Here is a 24,992-nt window from a genome sequence, read left to right as displayed (position 1 = left end):
AATAATTGATACTTCAAATTTGTCCGAATCTGTCTTTGTAGCGACATAATTCTTCTTCGGTTTTAAGTAATAATTTTTCTAAAAGTTTTATTTTATCTTCATACAGCACCTTAAGTGTGGCGCTGTTATCTGAGTTAATCTGAATACTTCCGTTATTGTTTCCTCTGACTTTATTGACATTATTAAAATATCTCTGACTGTCAAAACTAATAACATCTTCTACACTAACTTCGAGAATACGGGCGATTTCGACTAATTTTACATAAGAAAGAATGGTCTTTCCTTTTTCAATTTTACTATAACCTGCCTGTGTAACTCCTAGTTGATCTGCCATATATTCCTGCGTATAATTTTTTAATTCTCGAATGCTTTTAATTTTATTTTTTATTGAAGAGGTCATAATTTCATTGGGGGATTTTGCATAGCTAAAACTGACCGGTACTAAACTTTTAGTATTACAGCTATACTATTTAATGTTTAATATCATACTACCTCAATAGTAGGGTTACTGTAGTAGTATGTGTTCATTTTTTTTTAGTTGTAATAAAAAAACCATATAAAATAGCCACTGCTATCATAACTAAATCGTAAAGGGAAATTCCTAATAACATGGCTTATTTTATAGGTTGTTTTTTTGTTTTTTGTAATAATCGGTTGAAATTGAGATTTAAAAAATGATCAATCTGTTTTCCTATTACAGGACGATCTACACCGTTGATTTTTACCTTGGTTTCTTTTTTATAAATGTCTCTCACAATGACATAATATTCAAATTCGATGTCGTTATGAAATCTCAAAATAATTAGAATTGTATAGAGTATTAAGGTAGGTCCTATATAATACAACTCAGATAAATTGGAGAAAACCATACAGTAATACGCCAAAGCTGTTACTGCTATAAAAGCACAATTTTCAAGAAGAAAAGACTTCTTTTTTTTGAGTAAACCAAGTTCTACAATCTCATTATAGCTGTATTGCCATTGATTTGATCCATATTGAAATTGAACTTGATCATGAGTAAGGGTAATGAACATAATAATTTGGGGGATTAAAAAAAACATAAATTCACTGTCGTGAAGAATTGAAAAAGGTTAAAAAAATTATCTGATCATAATTATTTTTAAATCAATTCCTCACCTCCGCAATATTACGCATTATCTCGTTTTTTTTTCTTACAAACCCTCTTATAGAATATAACTAAAAGTTGTAATTAAATCTAAAATGTAAATTTTTACTTCTTATTCGATGCTTAAACGTGAGAATTTAATTTATGACTTCATTTTTGTATTGCATCTGTTTTTCAGATGAATATAAAAAAAATAAGGACTATTTCTATCAAAAGAAATAGCCCTTACTGACCAAAATTAATATATAAAATTATTTAATTGCTTTTATACCCAAATGAGTTGGTGTTACTTGTTTAATAGTCCCATCCTGATTAAACTCCAGTTTATCGATACAAACTTCACGGTGAAAACCGCCGGCATCTCCCATTTTTATTCCTGTTGGATATGAAAATCGATGATAAACAATGTACCATTCGTCTTTATTTGGAATCTGCAAAACCGAATTATGTCCTGTTGCATAAATTTCTTCTCCAGGATTTCCTTGTATGACAATATTGTCTTTAGGAATTTCTATTGGCCCTAAAGGCGATTTCGAAACTCCGTATCTTACTTTATAATTTGGGCTTCTGGTATCGTCTTCGCTCCACAAGAAATAATATTGTCCTTTTCTGTAAATAACATACGTTCCTTCACGATAAGTGTGATCTACTTTGATGACTTTTGTTGTTCCTTCTTTAAGCGAAATCATATCGGCATTCAATTCGGCTACAGCCATATATCCATTACCCCAGTACAAATAACTTTTACCGCTTTTAGGATCTGTAAAAACATCCGGATCGATTTCCTGACCGCCTTTTATACCTTCGGGTCTTGTGCTTACCAAAGCTTTTCCGCTGTCTGTAAATGGTCCCGTAGGATTATCTGATGAAGCTACACCTACTTTTTGAGCTGCTGTAAAATAATAGAAATACTTGTATTTTCCTTTGATCTTTTTCTCTACAATACAAGGCGCCCACGCATTTCTGTTGGCCCAGCTTACATCTTTTCTAAGATCTACAATAATTCCTTCATCTTTCCAGTCGGTTAAATTATCTGATGAAAAGGTTTTAAAATAATTTCCTGACCAGCCGTCGAATCCGTCGCTGGTTGGGTAAATATAATATTTCTTCGTTTTGTTTGAATATAAAATTTCAGGATCAGCATAATACCCTTCAAGAACCGGATTATTATTTATTTTTGGAAATTTCTCCGGCATTCCCCATTTGGCCACAAGCCTTTTCAACTCAGAACGTGTGATAGGTAAAATGGTTCCGTGACGCGGATTAAAATCCATTGAAATATCATTGTCAATTACTGTAAAGTTCTCCAGATCTTTGGTTTTAGTAAACTGATATTTTCCTTTCGTATACACATCGTACATCAGGATATAATCATCAGAATTGTTGAGTTTAAAAACGCTTGAACCTTCGACTCCATCATTGGTTTGTTGCAGATAATTGTCGTTTTCTGTCCATTTTCCTGAAGTTAAATCTGTTGTTGTAGCTACTTTTATTCCCGCTTTTCCGCCTTCGGTTTTATAGAAAAGATGATAAACACCATCTTTTTCGATAATATCGCCATCGATAGAAGCTCGCTCTGATTTTGGAACAAATAACAATTTTGGCGCGCTTTCCAGAGCAGTGAAATCCTTATTCGCATAAGCGTAATAAATTTTATCAGGACCTCCGGCGTATTGCAGACTGAAGTAAACCAGATATTTTCCCGCTTTAGCATCGTAAATAGTTTGCGGTGCCCAAACACGTTTTAGGTTTTCATTTCCAGGAAAAGTAGTTTGAATATTTACTACACTGCTTTCCCACTTTACAAGATCGGTACTTTTTAGTAAAATCATGGCGCGGTTACTGTCCCAGCCTTTAGACGAAGTCATATCGGTCAGCACCATATAAAATGTTTTGCCATCATCGCCACGCAAAATATGCGGATCACGAACGCCTCCGGTTGAACTTATCGCTTTACTGTCAATTACCGGTTTATTATTATTTAAATGATAATAATGATAACCATCGGCACTTATGGCGTATCGCACTGCTTCTTCCTCTACAGAATTTCCTGTAAAGTATACAAACAAATAAGCTGTTAAATCTTTATCGGCAATAACGGGCGGAGTTCCTTTTGGGGTATTCTGGGCTTGTAAAAAATTAAAAATCATTAAAAATAATACAAGACTAAAATGTGTTTTTTTCATTATCTATTCTGTTTATGGTTTTCAACTTTCAAAAAATATAACTTTAAATAGTCGAAAAATTATTTAGTTTTAATACGAATCACAGTAAATGAATAAGCAGGCAATTCTTTTGAAAAGGCTTCTTTTACTGTAATAGTTTGAGATATTGGTCTGGCAGTGGTACTCTCGGGAGTTCCTGAAAATGTAGTATAACCTGCAGTTTCAGTCGTCGTTAGATTCGATACATCTATTGATGGAATTACAGCAACCGGAAGCATATTGACCAACTTTACAATCAAATCTCCCGAAGCATTATCCTGAACCACTGAAACACCAATTCGCTTATGAACTTCATTATTTGCATCTGATAATTTTATTTTAGGCTGCAAATAAATATCACCCGGATTTTGTCCGTACAATTTCTGTACAAAATAATTTACTGTTGGTTTTACTTCATTTCCTGTAAAATAAATCAAATCAGGATTCCATTGCGTATGTTTCTCGCGAGCTAATAAAGGTGCATAAGAAGCCATTGTAACTACATCGCCATTTCGCTCAATAGCAGTAAGATAAAGCGCCTCGGCCAAAGCATTATAAAATTTATTGCCACGAGATGCATATTCTCCCAAATACACTTTTGATTTAGAACGGTCATAACTGTCATAAAAATTCTGGTTATTAATGAACCAACCCGGACTTTGATAATAATGTTCGTCTACAATTGGCAGTTTCAAATCATCGGCAATCGCCCATCCTTCGTTATAATCTGTGCCTTCAAAAAAGGGTCCAACAGTACCAATAATGATAATTTCAGGATATTTTTTCTGCACGGCTTTTACAATCATTCTGTAACGTTCTTCAAAAACATCACTAATTAAATCTTCATTACCAATACCAACATATTTTAAATTAAAAGGTTTAGGATGTCCTGCTTCAGCACGTTTTTTACCCCAAACACTTGTAACAGGACCGTTGGCATATTCAATTAAATCCAGAACATCCTGCACGTATTCATCCATGTCTTCCATCGGAATACCAAATTGTTGTCCGGCACCACCGTCAGATGAATTTTGACACGGAACTCCTGCCGCTAAAACCGGAACAGGAAGCGCGCCCAGATCTTCACAAAACTGAAAATATTCAAAATATCCTAATCCAAGTGATTGATGATATCCCCAAATATTACGCATTGGAGTCCGGCTTTCTAAAGGTCCAATAGTATTTTTCCAACGGTAAATATTTTCTATTCCATCGCCGTGAGCTACACAGCCACCAGGAAAGCGAACAAACTTTGGATGCATATCCGCAATGGTTTCAGCCAAATCAGCACGAAGTCCGTTTTTATGATTTTTGAACGTTTTTTGAGGAAAAAGAGATACCATATCAACGGCAACTTCTCCATCAGAACTAATTTCTAAATGAGCATCGCTTACTGTTTTGGATACTTTTAGCACTGCGCTAATTTTTTTCCATGAAGTATTGGGTTTTAGTGCGGCTTCCGCCAAAGTTTCTCCGCTAGCCCCAATTAATTTTACCGTAAATTTTGCTCCTTTTGCAAAAACACTGAAATCGTATTTTTCATTCGCTTTAAGCGGAATTCCGTCAAAACCTGAATTGCTGATTTTACTTTTTGTAAGCACAGCATAATGCGAATTATTAGGATGAATTGGATTTTCCTTTTCTACCTTAAAATTTCCACTCCACGCCATTGTTTCATTCCAGTTTTTATCACTGCCTTTTTTATCGTGTAACGAATATTCAAAATCACGATTCTGGATCAATTCAGCATATAAACCACCATCTGCAGCGTAATTAATATCTTCAAAAAACATTCCCGTAAGCATATTGCTTATTTTTTTAGAATCCTTTCCGTCAATACTTATTTGAGCCGTTACAGGTTTCAGGCCAACAAACAGCAAACTATCACTTTTTGGTGAAGTATTATCTTGTTTGTCCCTAAGCCTTGATGATTCCATGCTTTTTATCAGCGAATCGACTAAAGTCCAATCGACTTCAGTAATAGTTCCTTTTTGAGTTTCTCCCTGTAATGTGATTTCACTAAACTGAGGAGCTTTATTGTCATCAATTATGGCTTTAGAATATGTTTTAAAATCTTTGGTAACACTAGTGTAATTTGCGTTATCTGCTTTCCAATGAATGGTATATTGTCCTGCTTTTTTGCTGACTTTTATGTTTTGAATAATTGGTTTACCTGATTCATTTTTCGTCACATTTTTCATTGCCTGAATGTAACTTTGTCTTGTCCAGTTAATCAAATCCTTACTTGAAGCAGCTGCAAAAACATCATCCTGCACTCCCCAAAAACAATGAAAAATTCCGTTATCATCCTGAATCAAAAAAGCTTCAGACATTGATTTACCCGTTGGTCCCCAACTTCCATAATCTGATTTTAAAAAAGAATGTTCAGGACCTACGCCAAACCAGTTTTTCTGATCTGTACTCCAGGCAAAATGAAGTCCGTTTTTTCCATTATTTTTTAATGTGGAATAGGCGAAAAGGTATACCTTGTCCGGTTTGTCTTCTTTTGATTTTAAACCAAATGCAAATGAAATAAAAACTGCAAAAAGTACAATCAGAATTCGATGACGCAGTAAAAGCTTCTTCATTATTTTTTAGCTTTTAATTGAAAAAGTACTGAACTATGAGGTTTTAATGCTGCTGAAACTGCTGTAGCTGAAACTGTCGATTTCTCCCCTGTCCACAAATTAACAGCCTGAACTGAACCTGAAATTCCAAGATCTGATAAATTTACCGAAATCGTTTCTGTCTCACTATCCAAGATATTAAATAACGCCAAATAAGTACTTCCGTCTTTAGGATTTTTTGAAGTCACCGCAATTTTTCCGTCTTTCTGGAAAAGTTGTTTTACATCGGTACTTTCATTGTGCATTTTTACCACTTCTTTATTCGTTAATAATGATAAAGTAAAAGCGTCATTACTTGGTAAATCTCCACCAAAAAACAAAGGTGATTTAAAAATATTGAAGAAAGTAATCAAAGTATATTGCTCGTCTTTTGTTAATCGCGACATTCTGTCTTCGCCACGTTCTCCTCTTAAAGAAATACGTCCAAGCGGAATCATATCGCAGTCTGGCCATGTTCCTGGTGCAATGTACGGATACCATTTTTGAGCAACATTCATTAAATGTGTAATGTGTGGCCAGGTATCCCAAACGTCGTCTACCATTCTCCACATATTGGCGTGGGTGGTTACGTGTGGCGCAGCAGTGATAGGAGTTTCTCCCGGTGAAGTGCTTAAGACAATTTTGCGTCCGCATTTGTCGATTGCGTTTCTGATCAGGTTGATTTCTCCTTCGTGATACGGTCTTGATAAATCATCGATTTTGATAAAATCAACGCCCCATTGTGCGTACAATTCAAATAACGAATCGTAATATTCCTGTGCTCCTGGTTTGTCTGCAACAACAGTATAATTGTCTCTTAACCATTCGCATTGCAATGCTGTTGAGTAAATCTGATCGGCTGTGATTCCGTTTGTACCTTTAATAGGTAATTTGTCTTCAACGGCCTTTTTAGGAATTCCGCGCATAATGTGAATCCCGAATTTCAATCCTTTTTTATGGATATAATCTGCCAAAGGTTTAAATCCTTGTCCGTCTTTTGCAGATGGAAAACGATTTAAAGCCGGCAAATATCTTCCGTACTGATCGATTACATAACGCGGATCTGTTTGATTGTATCCTCCTGCTTTGTCATTTTCTACAAACCATCTGATATCGACTACGACATATTCCCAACCAAATTTTTTCAGGTTTTTTACCATATAATCGGCGTTGGCTTTTACTTCGTGTTCTTCAACTGTAGAACCGTAGCAATCCCAACTGTTCCAACCCATTGGCGGCGTTTGTGCCCATTGTTTGAATTCTTCTTTTTTGAATGTTGTCGTTTGAGCATTCGATGAAACCGATGCTAAAACAACGCCTATTGCCAAAGCAATTGTATTTTTTATTTTCATTTTAATTAAATATGTGTAAATTTTACACTTTAAATATAATAAACTTTTGGATACTATAAAAATAAACCCATCAGCTTAACAAAAAGACTGACAGGTTAATTTTTTTATAACATTGCATTGTTAGACCTAACAGTCCCGAAGCCCAATGTCATTAAGTTAAGCTTTTAGAAAATAAAATCTGTTTTTATCTGCGTTTTTACGAAGTAAATCTGTTTTATCCGCGTCAAAATTAGACGCTGATTTTACTGATTCGCTAAAGCGAAAACGCTGATAAAAACGGATTTTTCTAATTACTTTCTTGATTAAACTTTTAAGTAATTTTGTAGATTTCCCCTTAACTTAATGACATTGCCCGAGCCCTCGGGATTAAAAACCTGTTAGGTCTTCGTTGAAAACTGATTATTTCACATTAATGGTAACTTCAACTGGTTTTAACCATTGACTTGTAAACGTCACTTTTATAGGCTGAGCTTCTCCGGTTGCCTGAATGTATGCTGCAATATGACCGTGGAAAACTCTTTGAACATTATCTGTATAATCCGTCATGTCGCTGTTGTTTCCTGCCTCAAGTCCTAATAAAACTCCAGGTCCGCTAATGGTGCAGGTAACTTCATTATCTGAAAGCATAACCGGCAAACCGTTCTGGTCCTTAACCTGAACCATGATTTTAGCAACTCCTTTGTCTTTTGTAATCGTAATGTTTTTGTCTGCAATAGTTAACTCTACAGGTTGTTGTGTAGTCGAAATAGCATATCTGCTTACTTCTTTGTCATCTTTACTTAAACCAACTGCTTCTAGTTTTCCTGAAGCAAATGGAATATCCCAATAGATAATTCCGGTTTTTTCGTCGTAAGCTTTTGTTTCGCCCACTACTTTTCCGTTCAATTCTAAACGTGCTTTTGCTGCATTGGTATACACCACTACGCGAATTTTTTCACCTTGAGTGTAATTCCAAATTGCCCATGCATCTTTAGAAACATCTTTTACATCTTTTAATGGATAAGTTCCGATATATGCCATTGGTTTATCTGACCAAAGTGACTGACGGAAATATCCTCTAGGTTTGATTACTCCTGCAAAATCAACCAATCCTGAGTAAAAACCTCTTGATGGCCATCTTCCTGATTCACCTAAATAATCAATTCCTGTCCACAAGAATTGTCCGAAGATGTGTTTGTTGTTTTTTACCGCCAACCAAGGTTCCATGTCGTGAACGTTTTCACTTCCAAAAATAACTCTGTTCGGGTATTTCTCGTGATCCGATTGGTATTTACTTTCTGTATAATTATATCCTGTAATGTCTAAAGCACCAGGATATTCTGTTTCGTTAGACATTGCAACTCCCGCTAAACCAGCAGTTGTTGGGCGTGATTTGTCGTATTTTTTAACCGCAGCTACCAAACGTTTTGCAATTGCTCCAAGACGCATCGCATCTGGCGCATCTTTTTTGTAACCACCATAATTGGCTTGTCCAAATCCGTCTTTTCCTTTATCCAGAACCGGATGAGAATACGGATCATTTGGATAATCTACTTCATTACCAATACTCCATGCAAAAACCGAAAGGTGGTTTCTGTCACGACGTACAAAATCTTCCAGATCTTTCTCTGCGTAATCTGCAAAAATATCAAACGTACCTTCGAATCCCGGAGTTCCATAATTCCAGCCTTCTAACCATTTACGTTTTGGAAATTCCCATTCGTCGTAAGCTTCGTTTAAAACCAATATTCCCAACTCGTCGCAAAGTTCATAAAAAACAGGCGCTTGCGGATTATGACTGGTACGGATTGCATTTACACCAATTTCTTTTAATGTTTTCAGTCTTGTTTCCCAAACTTCTCTTGGTACTGCAGAACCTAAAACTCCGGCGTCATGGTGCAGACAAACACCTTTCATTTTCATCCATTTTCCGTTTAATGCAAAACCATTATTAGGATCGAATTTGAAATCTCTGAAACCGGTTTTCGTTACCGTTTCATCAATTTGTTTTCCGTCTTTGAAAACAGTGGTTTTAAGCTGATATAAATTTGGGTTCTCTAAATCCCATAATTGCGGATTTTTTACATTTATTTTAGTCGAAATTTTTCCGTTTTTATTAGCGGCAACCTCTACTTTAGATGAAGATTTCCCTACTGATTTTCCGTCTTTTGAAATCAGTTCATTTACTACGGTAAGACTTGATTTTGCAGCTGAACCATTTTCAACCTCAACCTCAACATTTAGTGTTCCTGTTCCTTTTTTTACTTCCGGATATGCATAAACACCCCATTGTGCAATATGAACCGGATTAGAATATACCAACCAAACATCACGGTAAATTCCTGAACCTGTGTACCATCTTGAATCGGCACTTTGACTGTGATCTACACGAACTGAAATCGTGTTTTCTCCACCATATTTTACATACGGAGTCGCATCATAAGCAAAAGAAATATATCCGTTTGGACGTTTCCCTAATGAATGTCCGTTGATGAAAACCTCGCTTCTGTTGTAAACGCCTTCAAAATACAAATAGACTTTTTCGCCTGTTTTACTTTGAGGAATCGTAACCGATTTGCGGTACCAGCCAATTCCGCCAGGTAAAAAACCGGTACAACTAGCCAATGTTGGGCTCAATTGTCCTTTTACGCTCCAATCATGAGGAACATTTACCGATTGCCATTTGCTATCGTCGTAAGCTTGTTTTTGAGCATCCGGAGTATCCTGAAGATTGAACTTCCAGTTGTCATTGATTTTCTTTGAATCTCCAAACGAGATCTGACTGAATGCAGACAAACACGAGAAGAGTAATACGGGTAGTAAGATCTTTTTTGTAAACATTTTTTTTTAAAGGTTCTAAGTGGCTAAGAATCTAAGTTTCTAAGCTTTTTGTTATGTTAAATTTGTTATTTTTTTGTTTCAGGTTTAAACTGTAACTGTGACTGTAAACTGAGACTGAAAACTAATACTCAAGCTCCCCCACAAACGTCACTATAGACTTTGCGGGAATTTCGAGATTGTCGATTTTTTGAGTTGCTGCTCTTTTTAAATTCGAAGTATCTGAGGTTATGTAAGGTGTAAAATCATTGTTTTTTAAAGTTCCTTTCGATAAGTTGAATTTGTATTTTTGGGCTGATTTTCCAACGTTTACGGCTACTACAATTAGCTTTTTGTTTTCGACATCTTTATAAGCGGTTAGCATTACATCGTTTGCTGCTTCCAGATCGTTTTGATTGGGAACATCGATTCTAAGCATTCCCGGACGTACAAACAAAGAGTAATTTCCTAAAGCCCAAAGTAATTTTGAATCGTGAAATTCTCCGTCATTTTTTACATAATCCGGCGCTGTTCCTCCGTTGCTTTTTCCGTCATCAAGATAAATCAGACCGTCTTTGTAATCAACACGTGTTAGCGATGTCCACCATTGCCATGAAGCAGCATTGGCAACAGCAATATCATTGTGAATCAAACGCCCTACGAATAAGGCAGTTTGCATTCCTAAATCTCTTCCTCCGCCTGAACCACCAGGAATTTCAGCTTCTCCCGGATTTTCTAAAATACAATATTCCGATTGCCAGTATTTTAATCCCGGATTTTGTTTGATGTTGGCAGCAATTAATTTTCTGCTTAAAACCTGTCTTTCAATTGGCCAGGTAGTAAAATAACTATGTCCTAAAATGACGTTTTTTACATTTGGGAATTTTGAAACGTTGGTTTTCGTTTTTCCAAAGAAATAATCAATTTGCTTGTCGCGGTTTTCGGAATTTACATTTTCATATAAATAATCGATTTGGGCGGCTTCGGCAATGACGATTTCTGTATTCATTTTATTCGCTTTCAGTTTTTCTGAAAGTGATTTGGTCAAATCGTAAATTTCCTGATTGGTAGCCGGAGTTCCTTCCTGACTGTTGGTGTCGCCATGTTTTGGCATCCATTCCCATTGCGGTTCGTTGATTGGGCTTACATAATCAAATTTGATTCCTTCTTTCTTTTCCAATCCCTGAATACTTTGAACTAGAAAATCGGCAAATTTTGGAATTGCACCATCTTTTAGATTCAGTTTATTCTTTTCGGATGCAAAAGATAATCCGTTTTTGGTCATGTAAACCGGCGGACTATTGGTAAAAATCAGGAATTTTTCGACACCACGTTTTTTGGCTGCCTGCAAGAACCATCTTTGTCCTTCTTGTTTATTAAAATCGTAAGTACCATCTGCCTGCAAAAAAGATTCGCTTCTTCTCCACTCGTCCGAAACTTTACTTTTTTCGCCTTGCTCCGTACTTCCCGCACCCAGATTAAACCTCCAGATCGAAAGCCCGATTCCTTTTGGATTTCCCTGTGCATCGATTTCTTTGCTAAAAAGCAAATCGGCAATGGCATTCTTTTTTTGTTCCGGCCAATTTTTACCCACAAACTGGCATCTCCAGGCATCAGAGCCTCCAAAACCATCCATGGTTTGTACTACATGATCAGTGCTAATGGTGACGGTTCGCTGTGCATACGACAGCGAGCTCATGACCAATAAAAGCGAGATGTATACTTTTCTCATTTATTCTTTTTGTTTTTTCAACCGCAATGACGCTAAGTTTTCGCAAGGTTCGCAAAGTTTATATCAGCTTGGCGAACCTTTGCGGTCTTTCTTTGCGCGCTTTGCGGTTAATTTTTTACTCTTACTTATATGTCCCAACATAAGTCACAATTGACTTAGCAGGAATTTCAAATCCAGAAGCTTCAACAGCGGTTCCTTTTTTCAAACTCAAGGTTTCAGAAGTGGTATAAGGTGTCAATTTATTATCTGTTAATGCACCGCCTGAAAGGTTCAGTTTATAGGCTTTCGCCGATTTGCCAACGTTTACTGCTACAACTACTAATTTTTTTGTTGTCGCATCTTTGTATGCAGTAACCATTACACCATTCACGGAAGTGGCATTATCTACACTAGGAATCTGAACTCTCACCATTCCCGGTTTTACGAAGAATGAAAAGTTTCCTAATGCCCAAAGTGTTTTTGCATCTCTGACAAAACCGTCGTTTTTGCAATAATCTGCATTTCCTGCTCCGTTGCTTGAACCATCGTCTACGTGAATTAAACCGTCTTTGTAATCTCCGCGGCTGATGGCTGTCCACCATTGCCATGACGAAACACCACCAACGGCAATATCTGTACTGATAATACGGGCTGTCCAAAGTGCTGTCTGGATTCCTAAATCTCTTCCCGGACCTGCTCCGCCTGGTAATTCAGCTGTTCCAGGGCTTTCTAAAACACAATATTCTGATGACCAAAGGCTTAATCCCGGAACTGACTGCGTTCTTGTTGCTGCCAATTGTCTTGAATACACCAACTCTGTCAAAGGCCATGCTTGCCAGTAACTGTGTCCTGAAATGGTCTTTTTTACATTTGGTAATCCAGCAATATTTTTAGCCGAATTTACTCCGAAGAAATAATCGATTTGGTTCGATCTGTTTTCTTTACCAGAAACTGTTTTGTATAAATGTTCGTAAGCTGCTGTTTCTCCTACCACAATCTGAGAAGTCAATCCTTTTGATTGTAATTTTGGTGAAAGGACATTTACAAAACTGTAAATATTAGCATTCGTTGCCGGTGAACCTTCTTGTCCTGAACCGTCCCACTCGTATTGTGGCTCATTAAACGGAGCAACATAATCGATTGTTAGACCGTGTTCTGTTTTTAGTTTATCTAAAGAGTTGGTCCAGAAATCAGCTAATTCTGACCATTTTCCCTCTTTTATATTATAAAATTCTTTTATGGATGCGTGCGCTTTCCCGTTTTGTGTTAAATACACCGGAGCACTATTGGCGAAAGCCAGTAATTTTTCTAAACCACGCTCTTTTGCCGCTTTCATAAACCAAACCTGACCGGCTTGTTTGTTCATGTTGTAAGTAACTCCATCGTTGGTGAAACATTCGGTACGTCTCCATTCATCTGTAATATCACTTGCATCTCCCTGCTCAGCACTTCCTGAACCAAGATTGAAACGCCATAATGATAAACCAATTCCTTTTGGATTTCCGTCTGCATCTACTTCTTTACTGAAAAGTAAATCGGCTATTTTATTTTTTTTATCCGAAGGCCAATTTCTTCCTATAAAATTACATTGCCAGGCATCAGAAGCACCAAAGCTTTCCATTGTTTGAAGATTTGCATCCAGATTTATACTCAACTCGGCTGTAGTATTTTCAGCATCTGAGTTTCCGTTGTTTTCTGAATCGCAGCTTACCAAAAATGAGTTTGCGAAAAGTAAGCCTGCACACAGCAGACTTACTTTATTGTTGTTTATAAATCTCATTTTAGTAATTAGGATTTTGAGTGATTAATCCGCCACTTAAATCAATTTCGATTTGAGGTATTGGCCATACTAAGTGTTTTGCAGGATTAAAATTGATTCCTTTATCCTGAGGTTCTCTTAAATTGGTTGTTTCGTAAGGATCTGTAGAATTCAGGTTGTACTGAACAAAAGTTCCGTTTGGTCCCATTAATGATTCGATAACAGGTCTTCCTGTATTTGGATCTTTTTCACGACGAATATCATACAAACGCAATCCTTCGAAAGCCAGTTCTAAACGACGCTCTTTGTAGATTTGTCTTAAAAGTGTTGGTCCTGATAATCCTGTTTTTGGATCTAATTTTACACGGGCTCTAATGATGTTGATATCTGCTAAAGCGTCTCCGCCAGTATGATAGTTAGCTTCTGCTCTTGTAAGATACATTTCGGCCAAACGAATCAACGGAATATTCAATGGTAAGTGTCCGTCTTTTTTGTCTAATGCACGACGTGTCGCGATCGGAATATAATATTTACGAATGATACGTCCTGATTTATTATCGTTTAAACTGAATTTGTGTGTTGGATTCAACACCTCATCTCCGTATGCAGCTTCTCCCCATTTTGTAATAGTGCTTCTGCGACGAATTACATCATTTTCTGAAAGATAAGCATTCTCTAAATCGCTGGTTGGCATACACCATCCCCAACCATCTAAAACATCTCCTGCATCATTACTCGGAAAGTTTTTCTTGTCTTCTCCTCTGGCTCCTGCCAAAGTTGGTAAAGCAGCTCCAAGATTTTTATCCTGAACAGCTGAAGTTTGCGCTTCAAGAATAGATTCAACACCATTATGGTTGTTTACATTCCAGATGTTTAAGAAATCAGATTCAAGAGCATAAGGCCCTTCAGTAATTACTTTGTTTGAGTATAATTTGGCTTCAGCCCATTTTTCCTGAAACAACGAAACACGCGCCAATAAAGCATAAGCAGCCCATTTATTGATTCTTCCGTTTCTGGCTACCGGAGCATTATCCAGTTTTGCAGCAGATTCCTTAAGATCGGCTTCTATTTGAGCGTAAACAGCTGCAACAGGACTACGTTGTAAATTTAGATCTGAAGTTCCCAATACTTTTGTATATAAAGGAACCGCTCCATAAAGATTCACCAATTCGTAATAGCAGTAAGCACGAACGAATAAAGATTCTCCCATATATTGATTTTTCTGTGCATCAGGAATTGGCGATGCAGCCATTTTCTCTAAACCAATATTGGCTGATTGAATGGTGTAATAATGAGCGGTATAAGCACCATTCATATCTCCCATATTATCAGGTGTTATCAGGTATTGCGAAGCTGGTCTGTGTGCACTGTTATCCTGACCTGTATTACCCATCCAGGCATCATCAGTAGCCATTTCGTTGGTTACTCTTGGCGCTGTTAGTACCCACCAGTCTTTGGCAAGCAATAATCGCTGTGTTAGCTCATTGGCATAATTCTCGCATTCCTGCGCGGTTTGAAAATAGTTCTCTAAGGTTTGTTTACCTCTTTCGTCTTTTTCAATAAAATCGCTGCATGAAACTGCAATTAGAGAAAAAGCTAGTATTGATAATATCGTTTTTTTCATGTCGTTTTTTATTAAAATGCTACATTAAGCCCCATCAAAATAGTTGGCTGAACCGGATAGTTCCATCCTCCAAAACCTGCTCCTTTTACTCTGTCGCCTTTGTCAGGATCTCCTCCTGCAACTTCAGGATCAACACCATCGTATTTGGTCCATGTCCATAAATTTTGTCCTGATAATGAGATTCTCAATTTATCTAAACCAAATTTGTTGTAGAACGAATATCCAACCTGAAGGTTTTTCATACGTACAAACGAACCATCTTCAACATATAAAGAAGAGAATTTGGTAAAGTTTTCGTTGTTATCATCTTTAGACAAACGAGGAACACGGTTTGAAGTTCCTTCGCCATGCCAGGCCATTTGCTCTAAGCCGCTTACTTTGTTGGTTAAGCTTGCACCATTGTATAAATCCGAAATGTTTTCGTTTACGATTTCATTTCCAATACTGGAGTAAAAGTTGGCTACTAAATCAAATTGTTTGTAAGCAAAATTCAAATTCAGACCCACGTTGTAATCTGCCCAAGGTGAACCAATTTTTGTACGGTCTTTTTCATCTATTTTTCCGTCACCGTTTACATCTTTAAAACGAACATCTCCTACCTGAGCATAAGGCTGTAATTTTGTTCCGTGCTCGTCTGTATGCGAATTCAATTGTGTTTGGTTTTGGAATAAACCGTCAGCAACATATCCGTAGAAAAATCCAGGTTCTTCACCTTTCATCGTTAGGGTTCTGTTTCCTGCTCCGTAAAGTCTTTCTCCTTCAGATGATAATGACAGCATTTCTATGTTTACTGTTGTAAAAGTAACATCAACTCCATAAGAGAAATCTCCTTTTTTATCTTTATAAGAAACCAATAAATCAATACCGCTTGATTGCATAGAACCTACGTTTGACCAGATTCTTGAATTGTCCGGGAAACCACTGTAAGTTGGAAATTGTTTCAGGAACAACATATCCTTGGTTTTCTTTTGATAATACTCTAAAGATCCAGAAAGTTTGTTTTTCCATAATCCGAAATCAAGTCCAAAACTCATATCTTCTACTGTTTCCCATTTGATGTCTTTATTCGCCATTGATGACGGGAATGAAGTATCGCCCACTACATCGCCTATAGGATAAAATCCCTGACCAATGTTAGATTGATAAACTGCTGTTGGTAATCCCTGATTTCCTACTTTACCCCAACCGGCTCTAAATCTTAAATCGCTTAAAACATCTTTTGTAGATTCCATAAATCCTTCGTTAAGAATTCTCCATGAAACAGATGCCGATGGGAAATTGGCCCATTTATTATTCGTCATGAATTTAGAAGAACCATCACGTCTGAATGTTCCTGTAAAATAATATTTACTGTCATAATTGTATGAGAAACGAGAAATATAAGACATCAAAGAACTTGACCAGCTGTTACCACCGCTATTACGGTTTTTCGTTGCAGCATTTAATTCTCTCATGGCATCAGTATTGTTAGGCACTCCTTCTCCGTATCCCCAAAGATCTTTACCATTGTATTCTTCCATAGTATTACCTACCATTAAAGAGAAATTATGCTTTTCTGCAAATGCTCTTGAATAAGTAATCGTATTTTGCCATGTCCAGTCAACATTTGTTGTATTCCATCTTTCGATTGTATTGATCTCTGCTTTTTCGTGTGCCGCATCGATTACGAAATCAGGCGTAAATTTGCTTCTTACTTTATCTCCTACTTCTACAGAAGCCTGAGTACGAATTACCAAACCTTTTATAGGCGTATATTGCAAATAACCGTTTGTATTTAAGTTGTACTGATCTGTAAAATCATCATAACGTTTTACAGATGCAACAGGATTCCAGATGTATGAAGGAGAACGTGCAAAAATGCTGTATTCGTTTTCTAATCCAGTCAATTGATCTGCTGGTTTGTAAACTGGCGTAATAGGATCAATTTTATCAAAATCAGCCCAGTTTCCAGGAGCTCCGTAAGTTTCGTAACGAGGATTTAAAGTAATTCCGGCAGAAAATTTATCCGAGAATTTAAAATCGTTGTTGATTCTCATCGTGATTCTTTCCCATCCTCCCACTTCATAAATAGATTCTGAGTTATAATAGTTTAAACTAATAGAATAAGTATGTTTGTCAGAACCTCCGCTAACTCCCAAAGAAGCATTCGTTACAGGCGCTCCGGACTTAATTCCAGCTTTCCACCAATCAGTAGTTTTTCCTCTGTATTGAGACGGATTTGGCAAATAATCTGCATATCCTGAATTGTTGTAAGCTTTGTTCATAATACTAGCGTAGCCTTCAGCATCTGCCATATTATAAGGGTTATTCATCATCTGAATCCCTGAACTTAAATCAAAATTGAATCTTGTCTGACCGCTTTTACCTTTTTTGGTCGTGATCAAAATAACTCCGTTCGAAGCTCTTGAACCGTAAATGGCACTTGCAGAAGCATCTTTTAATACTTCCATCGATTCAATCTCATTGTTGCTCAAAAAGTTGATGCTCGTTCCCATCGGGATTCCGTCGATCACATAAAGCGGATCTGTGTTAAGGTTTACCGTAGAAATTCCACGAATTAAAACCCTTGGCTGAGCGCCAGGACCACCCTGACCTGTAACCTGAACTCCGGCAACTTTACCCTGCAAAGATTCTGCAACGTTACCCACAGTCATGGTTTGTAATTCTTTTCCTTTTATAGAAGAAATCGAACTCGTTACATCGCTCTTTTTTACCGCGGCATAACCTACCACAACAATCTCGTCTAATACTTGGCTTGATTCTTCAAGAGTCACATTCAGAACAGTTTGCTCTCCTACCGAAATTGTTTTATTGGCAAAGCCAATGAACGAAAACTCGATCTGAGAATTTTTATTTGGAACAGAAATCGTAAAATTTCCATCAAAATCTGTAGCCGCTGTACTTGCAGATCCTTTTACCAATAAGTTTACTCCCGGAATGGGCACATTGCCTTTATCCTTTACGGTTCCTTTTACTGTTATTTGACCAAACGTTGCAGCACTGCACAACATGGTAATAAACAACCATATAAATCTATATTTCATATTAAGATATTTTTTAATTAAATGTTATAGCCAGATGATAAGCTACTATTTTTTAGTAACAAAAAGTCTTTCCAATTCGGTATCCAGCACCACTTTGTAAACTCCCGGAGCTGCAGGATATTTAGCATTTCCGTTTTCTCCCGGCGACATTGTAGCCACCCCGTTTTTGATTAACCTCCATGATGGATTCCACCACTGACCTGTAAAAGTTGCCTCCATAGTTCCTGTCAGCGTATACTCTCCTACTAATTGGTAAGGATTATTTGGGTTGTTGGCTAAGTGTAATCCTGTTTGAACCCAAGCCGTCCAGGTATCCCAGTCAGCACCCTGAATTCCGGCACCGCAAACACTTACGAAAGGTCTTCTTTTGGCTTCTTCATCATGCCATAATCCGTTGGCTACATCAGCCCAGACTTTGCTTGATGGCGTATATTTAGTTGCAGTATATTTTAAAGTGTTCGGATTTACTTTGATTACATAATATCCTTTTGTAGGTAAGATAATTGGTGTCGAAGCAACATCATCTGCCAATTCTCCCGAAGCATTTAAGCCAAAACAATGTGGCGCAAAATCAGATTCCTGACCTAAGAAATAAATCTCTTTATTGTCTTTATCTGCATAATATTTGAATTCGAAATCTTGCCCTTCTTTATTGTGGAAATACATTGGAACTCCAACCGCATCAGTAGTAAGGTTTGTGCCTTTTGGCTGATCGCATAAGTAAATTGCCGGATATTCATTTGTAGCCACAACATTTACGCTTAACGTTCCAGTATTCGGAATCGCAAATTTGTCTTTTGCCGTAATTGTTAAAACATAATTATCAGCCGTTACCGGTAATGTATAGGTTTTATTGAAAGTATACGATTGTGGAGATCCTGTTAACTGAACTGTTTCGTCGATACCCAATGCAGCACACTGAATTTGAATAAAATCGATTCCTGAATCGTCATTCACAACAAAATTTACTGGCATTTTATTGCTTGTCGACAATAAAATAACGGCTCCTTCTTTTGGAGTAATCATTGTGATTGATGGCGCAGCAAATTCTCCGTCAAGACGTAAGTTGATGTCTTCATCAATTGCATTTCCTGAAACATCGGTAATCGTTAATTTTATTTTGAAAGCTTCAGAGGTTCCTCTATTGGCAGGAATTTCAAAAAAATAACTTAAGTCGTATGATTTAAGTAAGGGATCAGTTGCAAAAGCAATGACTTTGTCCAGTGATAATTCAGGGATTTGAATTCTCACGCTTTTTAATCCTAAATCGTCAGCCAAAGCGGCTTTAATTTCAAATTTCCTGCTTGGTGCTCCGTAAATTTCCTTTGTTGAAACAACAACAGTAGGATTATCAGAACTTGGAAAATCAGATTCGTTATTTTGACATCCTGTAAAAAGAACAGCAAAAACAGCAAGAAAAAATAAAAATACATTTTTTTTCATTTGATTTTTAAGGTTAGGTTAGTTAGGTATTGTAAAGTGATAGTTTAAAAAATTCTGTAGGTTTAATTTGTGAGGATATTGTTGCTGCTATTTTTTTAGGGGAAAAACAGAAGAACAAAAAATTCATTATGTGGTTATTTTCATATGGATGAGTTTGGTTAATTGTTAGCTACTTTTTTCTTTTTTTTATTTATATACTTCTCGTCTTAATAAGACAACTTCTTATTGATCTAATTGTATAATTAACCTTTATTTTACCCCGCAGTTTTCACTGCGGGTTTGATAAGTAAACATGTAAAACCAACTCTTACTATCTTATTTTAAAGAAGGCTCAATTCCTTTAAACAGATCAAAAAACTTATCGTAAAATAAACACTTATATTATACACAGTAATTCAACTAACAGATTACTATAAGTACAAAGAAATGTATATTCAACACTTTTAAGGAGGGGTAAAATGGAAAAAAAAGGAGGTCAAAATTGCAATTAACTATTATTTTGGATTAAAAATTAAGGACTATGAAAAAATACCAGTCTATTTTTGAATTATATGTAATTAGTAAATAAAATGATGTTTTACAGCTAAAACGTTTGCGTTTTTTCGACAATAAGATATCAACTCAAGATTTGTCATTTCGACGGAGGAGAAATCTCGACGAGAAGCTCGACAAAAATTAGACTTTCGTTACGGAGTTACTTGCGGAGATTTACTTCGTCTGTTCGCTATCGCTCGAGTCTCCTCCGTCGAAATGACAACATTGGGTATTCGAAATTCAAATAATGGATTAATCCGTTTAAAAAACAAGAAATTGATTTTCATCATAAATATTAAAAATGATTATTATTTTGTCATTTCTCCCTTCAGTCGAAATGACAAACCAGACGAAAATATTATTATGAAAATGATTGCCCTAGCCCCGATAGAAGTGGAAATCCTTTTGTTCCGGGGTTCGGAACAAAAGATTGTAGCGAATAGCGGGATTAGCTCCTGAAAAAAAAGATTTTGGCTGATCATGAAATCGAAATGACAGGTTTGAACGTGAAAAATGCTTTAGAATTATTTAATAACATTAAGATCTGAGTTGAAAGAACTCTTGTACTTTTTGATGTATTCTGAAGGTGTCATCCCAAAGAGTTTTACAAATTGCTGTCTGAAATATTTAGGATCTTCAAAACCGACTTCGGCACTTGCCTGGGTAATATTGATATCTTCGGTAAGCATTAACATGGCCGCTCTTCGAATTCGAACCGAACGGATAAATGCATTTAAAGTCTGGCCGGAAATGATTTTAATTTTCGTGTACAATGTTCTATGGCTCATTCCCATTTCGAGGGCAAAGTTTTTTATTGTAAAATCTCTTTTATGAATATTGGCTTCGACAATATCGATACACTTTTTTAGGATTTCCTGATATTCCTGCGGTACTTTCTGGGTGTTTTCTTTGAGCGTGATACTATCTAAGAAATAGGTGCGCAAATTGCTGCGGTTTCTTAGTAGCGATTCTACACGCGCTACGAGAATATCATCATCAAAAGGTTTGGTGATATAATCATCGGCTCCGTCGTTGATACCCTGCAGATGCGTTTCGGGATTTTTTGATGCGGTTAATAAAATAACCGGAATGTGAGACAATGCGTCATTTTCTTTTATTTTTCGGCACAATTCCAAACCATCCATTTCTTCCATCGTGATATCACTAATCACCAGATCAGGCATGTGTTTCTTGGTTAGTTTTAGACCTTCTTCCCCATTTTCGGCGCTGTAAACAATATAGGATTCAGAAAATAATTTGATCAGATAAGCTCTTATTTCGACATTATCATCAATAATCAAAACCGTACGCTTATCTGTAAGCATGATTTTCTGGAAATCATTTTCTGAAACTGAAGGATTCGCAGCCTGATTCTCCTGACCATCATCTATAATAAGTTCATCAAATAACTGGCTTCTTTTTGGAATTTCATTTGTAATTTCGACATTATCAAAATGGCTGTCTCCTTTTAGGAATGTGAGTTTAAAAGTACTTCCTTTGCCAATTTCACTGGTACAGCTTACGGTTCCTTTGTGTTTGTCGACAAAATGTTTTACGATATAAAGCCCGATTCCGAAACCGGTTCCTATGGATACTTTCGATTTTATTTGTTTGAATTTTTCGAAAATCACTTCAATATCTTTGGCTTCGATTCCATCTCCGCTATCCGAAATTTCTAAGAAAACTTCGTAATCGTTTTCTGTAAGTTTAAGATTGATTTCTCCGCCAATTGGAGTGTATTTAAAGGCATTTGACATTAAATTGAACAACGAAATTTCGATTTTTTCATAATCGCCAATGATCACAATTTCATGATCCGGAATACCAAAATTGTATCGAATACTTTTATCTTTTGCCTGATTTACAAAACATTGGTATACTTCATTACAAAGATTATTCACGTTTATAGGAGATAATCTGAGTGAATCTGCATCATTCTCTGCTTTCCTGAAAAGCAACAACTGATCGACCAGACTCAAAAGTCTTCTGGCGTTTCTGTGCGCAATCGCCAAATCACTTCCCGAAGAACCATTTTGTACACTTTCTTTCTGCACTGCTTTTTTCAACGGATTTATAATCAGCGAAAGCGGCGTTCTAAATTCGTGCGATATATAGGTAAACATCGAGGATTGTTTCTCGGCAATTTCCTTTTCTTTCTTGCTTTCCAGTTCAGCAATCTTGACTTTATACTTTAGTTTTTCTTTGTTTTTATTGTATTCCAAATAGGCAAAAATAGCACCAATACCCGCCAGTAAATACAATGCATACGCCCACCAGGCTCTGTACCATGGTGGCAAAACTTCGATGGTAATCAAGCTTACTTCTTTATTCCAGCCACCTTTAAAATTGGTTGTTTTTACTTTAAAAATATATTTCCCCTCGGTTAATCTCGCATAATTGGCTTTTCGGGCCTGACCCACATAATTCCATTGTTCGTCCCAGCCTTCTAAATAATAGGCGTAATTTATTTTGTCGGCATTGTTATAATCCAAAGCTACAAACTCGAGAGATAAAGTGGTTTGATCGTACGGAAGGCTTACTTGTTCGATTTTACCATTCTCCCACTCTAAGTCGTTTTTGCTTTCTTCGATAGGTAAATTGTTGACATAAAAATCAGACAGCAGTAAGTTGTTTTTTTGATTGAATCCTTTTATGGCTTCGGGAAAAAAGGCATTAAAACCGTTTATTCCTCCAAACAAAAATTCTCCTGTAGACAATTTAAGGCCGGCATTAAAACTAAACTGATTGCTTTGCAAACCATCATTGACAGAAAAATTACGGAATGTTTTTCTCTTTTTATCGTATCTGCAAATACCGTTGTAGGTACTCATCCAGAGATTGCCTTCTTTATCTTCGAGCAATCTTAAAACCGTGTTCGAAGGCAAACCATCATCTGTGGTCAGTCTTTTAAAAGTATTTGTTTTTCGGTCAAACAACAATAAACCACCTTCCTGTGTTCCCAGCCAGAGGTTTTTATCCTTGTCTTCGTGAATGCATCTTACGGGATTTCCTATCGTAATTTTATTGATTTTTCGGGTTGCTTTTTCGATAGAAAATAAAGAACTATAATTTCCTGCCCACAATTTTCCGTCGCTGGTTTCGGTCATGCATTGCAAATTCGTAACCGACGGATCAAAAAGTGTGAAACTGTTTTTTTCTCTGTCTAAAAAATACAAAGCACCTTCGTTTGTACCACTTGCCCAGATATTAGCTTTTGAATCTTTGTAAACAAACCAAATATTTTTTTCGATTTGTTTCGTGTATGGATTGTAGCAGGAATATGGTGTAACCGAATTGTTTTTTGGGTTAATTTTATTTATGCCTCCAGCCCAGGTCGAAAGCCAGATTTCGTTGTTATTGTCGCGTACAATTCCCGTAATAAATTTGCTCGAAAGTTTGTTGCTGTAATTGGTATAGGTATTATTTTTTCGATCCCAATATTTTAAACCTGCACCATCTGTACCAACCCACACATTGTTTTTTTCGTCTTCGCAAAAAGAAAGGATAAAGTTTTCAACCAGATCTTTTGAGTTGTATTTGATGCTTTTAAAATATTTAGGCGTATTGCTGAGCATACTGATTCCGCCGCGCAAAGAACCAAACCATTTGTTGCCTGATTTATCTTCGTATAAACTCCAAACCGAATTACTTTTGGCAACCTGATTTTCTTTTATTGCATTTGCCGGAATAGCTTTTTTACTGTTACCAATGACTTTATAAATTCCGGAACCGTCTGTGGTAATCCAGATTTCATTTTTTTTATCTAAAAGAAGATCGGTAACGCTGCTTTTGGTCGAAAAGTAATTCTCTGACAGCACACCGGATTTGGTATTAAAGAGAAACAAACCTTCATCGGTTCCTAATAATAAGTTCCCGTCAGCAGCCAGTTTCATTGCTTTAACTTCTATTGAAAGCGGAAAAACGACCTTTAAATTTTTAGAAGAATAGCTGTAACTGCAAACCCCAACATTCCTGATATACACCCAGCAACGGTTATTTTTTTTATCATCCTGAATCGCAATCGCGTCATAATTATTGACGGTGATTCTGTTTCCGGGAACATTTAAAGCAATGTGTTTCCCAACAAAAGAGCCGTTTTCGAAAGCAATTAAACCTAAGTTTTGAGAAGCTACTAAAACCAAATTATCCGAAACAGAACGCATCTGGTGAATAATATCTTTTAAAACCTCAGGTTTTTTACCCGATACAGTATATTGTACATTATGAAATGTGGCTGTAGTTTTGTTGTAAATACAAATACCATTGGAACCGCCGACCCAAATATTTTTTTTGGAATCTCCCTCGATATTATAGATTGTATTGAACAACAATGATTTTTTATCGTTGATTCGGTTACGGAAAACTTTAAAATTATAGCCGTCATAACGATTGAGTCCATCGTAAGTCCCAAACCACATATAACCGTCGCTATCCTGAAAAATAGTGGTCACGGAATTGTTAGACAATCCATCAGAAATATCAAGAAATTTTACAGGATTGTCCTGTGCATAACTCAATGGAGAAAACCCCAATAGCAGTATAAAAAGTAAAACTAAATACTTCAAAATAAAAGGTATTTTTTTGATTTTGTGTAAATAGTACAATTATAAGCTAAATTTCTATATATATCATAAAAATATAGTTATAAAAATCACTTTCATCCCAGTGTTTATAGGATTTTACCTTGATCTTACTTTTTAATAAAATAATCCCTACGTGAAAAAAAGTTAATGCCAAGAAGGCACAAAGGCACTAAGATTCTCTATTGCTTTGGGTAAAATAAAAAATGCCAA

General features: G+C 36.5%; 12 protein-coding genes. All 12 read right to left on the bottom strand.

Going from position 1 to position 24,992, the window contains the following annotated elements:
* Positions 1 to 13 precede the first annotated feature (13 nt).
* Positions 14 to 400 carry a helix-turn-helix transcriptional regulator gene (locus tag ACIDC4_RS17850; protein ID WP_255700761.1) on the bottom strand — a complete coding sequence of 129 codons (387 nt, stop codon included), beginning with the start codon at positions 398 to 400 and terminating at the stop codon, positions 14 to 16.
* Positions 401 to 614: 214 nt separating this feature from the next.
* Entirely contained in the window at positions 615 to 1,034 is a 420-nt protein-coding gene (locus ACIDC4_RS17845) for a hypothetical protein (protein ID WP_412043608.1), read from the bottom strand.
* Between the two features lie 343 nt (positions 1,035 to 1,377).
* Positions 1,378 to 3,312, bottom strand: coding sequence for a glycoside hydrolase family 43 protein (locus tag ACIDC4_RS17840; RefSeq protein WP_412043607.1), 1,935 nt, complete (start codon positions 3,310 to 3,312; stop codon positions 1,378 to 1,380).
* A 59-nt stretch (positions 3,313 to 3,371) separates the two neighbouring features.
* Positions 3,372 to 5,918, bottom strand: a complete 2,547-nt coding sequence (locus tag ACIDC4_RS17835; protein ID WP_412043606.1) for an alpha-L-arabinofuranosidase C-terminal domain-containing protein — start codon at positions 5,916 to 5,918, stop codon at positions 3,372 to 3,374.
* Positions 5,918 to 7,288 carry a glycoside hydrolase family 27 protein gene (locus tag ACIDC4_RS17830; RefSeq protein ID WP_412043605.1) on the bottom strand — a complete coding sequence of 457 codons (1,371 nt, stop codon included), beginning with the start codon at positions 7,286 to 7,288 and terminating at the stop codon, positions 5,918 to 5,920. The genes ACIDC4_RS17835 and ACIDC4_RS17830 overlap by 1 nt, the downstream gene beginning before the upstream one ends.
* A 399-nt stretch (positions 7,289 to 7,687) precedes the next feature.
* Positions 7,688 to 10,108, bottom strand: a complete 2,421-nt coding sequence (locus tag ACIDC4_RS17825) for a glycoside hydrolase family 2 TIM barrel-domain containing protein (protein ID WP_412043604.1) — start codon at positions 10,106 to 10,108, stop codon at positions 7,688 to 7,690.
* 121 nt (positions 10,109 to 10,229) lie between these two features.
* Complete coding sequence (locus tag ACIDC4_RS17820) at positions 10,230 to 11,816, bottom strand: glycoside hydrolase (RefSeq protein ID WP_412043603.1); 1,587 nt, start codon at positions 11,814 to 11,816, stop codon at positions 10,230 to 10,232.
* 121 nt (positions 11,817 to 11,937) lie between these two features.
* Positions 11,938 to 13,575 carry a glycoside hydrolase gene (locus tag ACIDC4_RS17815; RefSeq protein WP_412043602.1) on the bottom strand — a complete coding sequence of 546 codons (1,638 nt, stop codon included), beginning with the start codon at positions 13,573 to 13,575 and terminating at the stop codon, positions 11,938 to 11,940.
* Position 13,576: 1 nt separating this feature from the next.
* Entirely contained in the window at positions 13,577 to 15,178 is a 1,602-nt protein-coding gene (locus ACIDC4_RS17810) for a RagB/SusD family nutrient uptake outer membrane protein (protein ID WP_412043601.1), read from the bottom strand.
* 11 nt (positions 15,179 to 15,189) lie between these two features.
* Positions 15,190 to 18,222, bottom strand: coding sequence for a SusC/RagA family TonB-linked outer membrane protein (locus tag ACIDC4_RS17805; RefSeq protein WP_230039317.1), 3,033 nt, complete (start codon positions 18,220 to 18,222; stop codon positions 15,190 to 15,192).
* 45 nt (positions 18,223 to 18,267) lie between these two features.
* Complete coding sequence (locus ACIDC4_RS17800) at positions 18,268 to 19,665, bottom strand: hypothetical protein (protein ID WP_412043600.1); 1,398 nt, start codon at positions 19,663 to 19,665, stop codon at positions 18,268 to 18,270.
* A 1,058-nt stretch (positions 19,666 to 20,723) separates the two neighbouring features.
* A complete protein-coding gene (locus ACIDC4_RS17795) occupies positions 20,724 to 24,764 on the bottom strand; it encodes a two-component regulator propeller domain-containing protein (RefSeq protein ID WP_412043599.1) in 4,041 nt (1,346 codons plus the stop codon).
* Between the last annotated feature and the right edge of the window lie 228 nt (positions 24,765 to 24,992).

Origin of the sequence: Flavobacterium sp. C3NV (assembly GCF_046825355.2) — a bacterium.
Classification (GTDB): Bacteria; Bacteroidota; Bacteroidia; order Flavobacteriales; family Flavobacteriaceae; genus Flavobacterium.
Note: the sequence above shows the minus strand (reverse complement) of the source record. Positions and strands in the feature narration are given on the sequence as shown.

What these genes read in the sequence shown, in the direction of transcription:
- ACIDC4_RS17840 (WP_412043607.1), bottom strand. Translation starts at nt 3,312, where the DNA reads ATGAAAAAAACACATTTTAGTCTTGTATTATTTTTAATGATTTTTAAT.
- ACIDC4_RS17835 (WP_412043606.1), bottom strand. Translation starts at nt 5,918, where the DNA reads ATGAAGAAGCTTTTACTGCGTCATCGAATTCTGATTGTACTTTTTGCA.
- ACIDC4_RS17850 (WP_255700761.1), bottom strand. Translation starts at nt 400, where the DNA reads ATGACCTCTTCAATAAAAAATAAAATTAAAAGCATTCGAGAATTAAAA.
- ACIDC4_RS17820 (WP_412043603.1), bottom strand. Translation starts at nt 11,816, where the DNA reads ATGAGAAAAGTATACATCTCGCTTTTATTGGTCATGAGCTCGCTGTCG.
- ACIDC4_RS17815 (WP_412043602.1), bottom strand. Translation starts at nt 13,575, where the DNA reads ATGAGATTTATAAACAACAATAAAGTAAGTCTGCTGTGTGCAGGCTTA.
- ACIDC4_RS17830 (WP_412043605.1), bottom strand. Translation starts at nt 7,288, where the DNA reads ATGAAAATAAAAAATACAATTGCTTTGGCAATAGGCGTTGTTTTAGCA.
- ACIDC4_RS17810 (WP_412043601.1), bottom strand. Translation starts at nt 15,178, where the DNA reads ATGAAAAAAACGATATTATCAATACTAGCTTTTTCTCTAATTGCAGTT.
- ACIDC4_RS17805 (WP_230039317.1), bottom strand. Translation starts at nt 18,222, where the DNA reads ATGAAATATAGATTTATATGGTTGTTTATTACCATGTTGTGCAGTGCT.
- ACIDC4_RS17845 (WP_412043608.1), bottom strand. Translation starts at nt 1,034, where the DNA reads ATGTTCATTACCCTTACTCATGATCAAGTTCAATTTCAATATGGATCA.
- ACIDC4_RS17825 (WP_412043604.1), bottom strand. Translation starts at nt 10,108, where the DNA reads ATGTTTACAAAAAAGATCTTACTACCCGTATTACTCTTCTCGTGTTTG.
- ACIDC4_RS17800 (WP_412043600.1), bottom strand. Translation starts at nt 19,665, where the DNA reads ATGAAAAAAAATGTATTTTTATTTTTTCTTGCTGTTTTTGCTGTTCTT.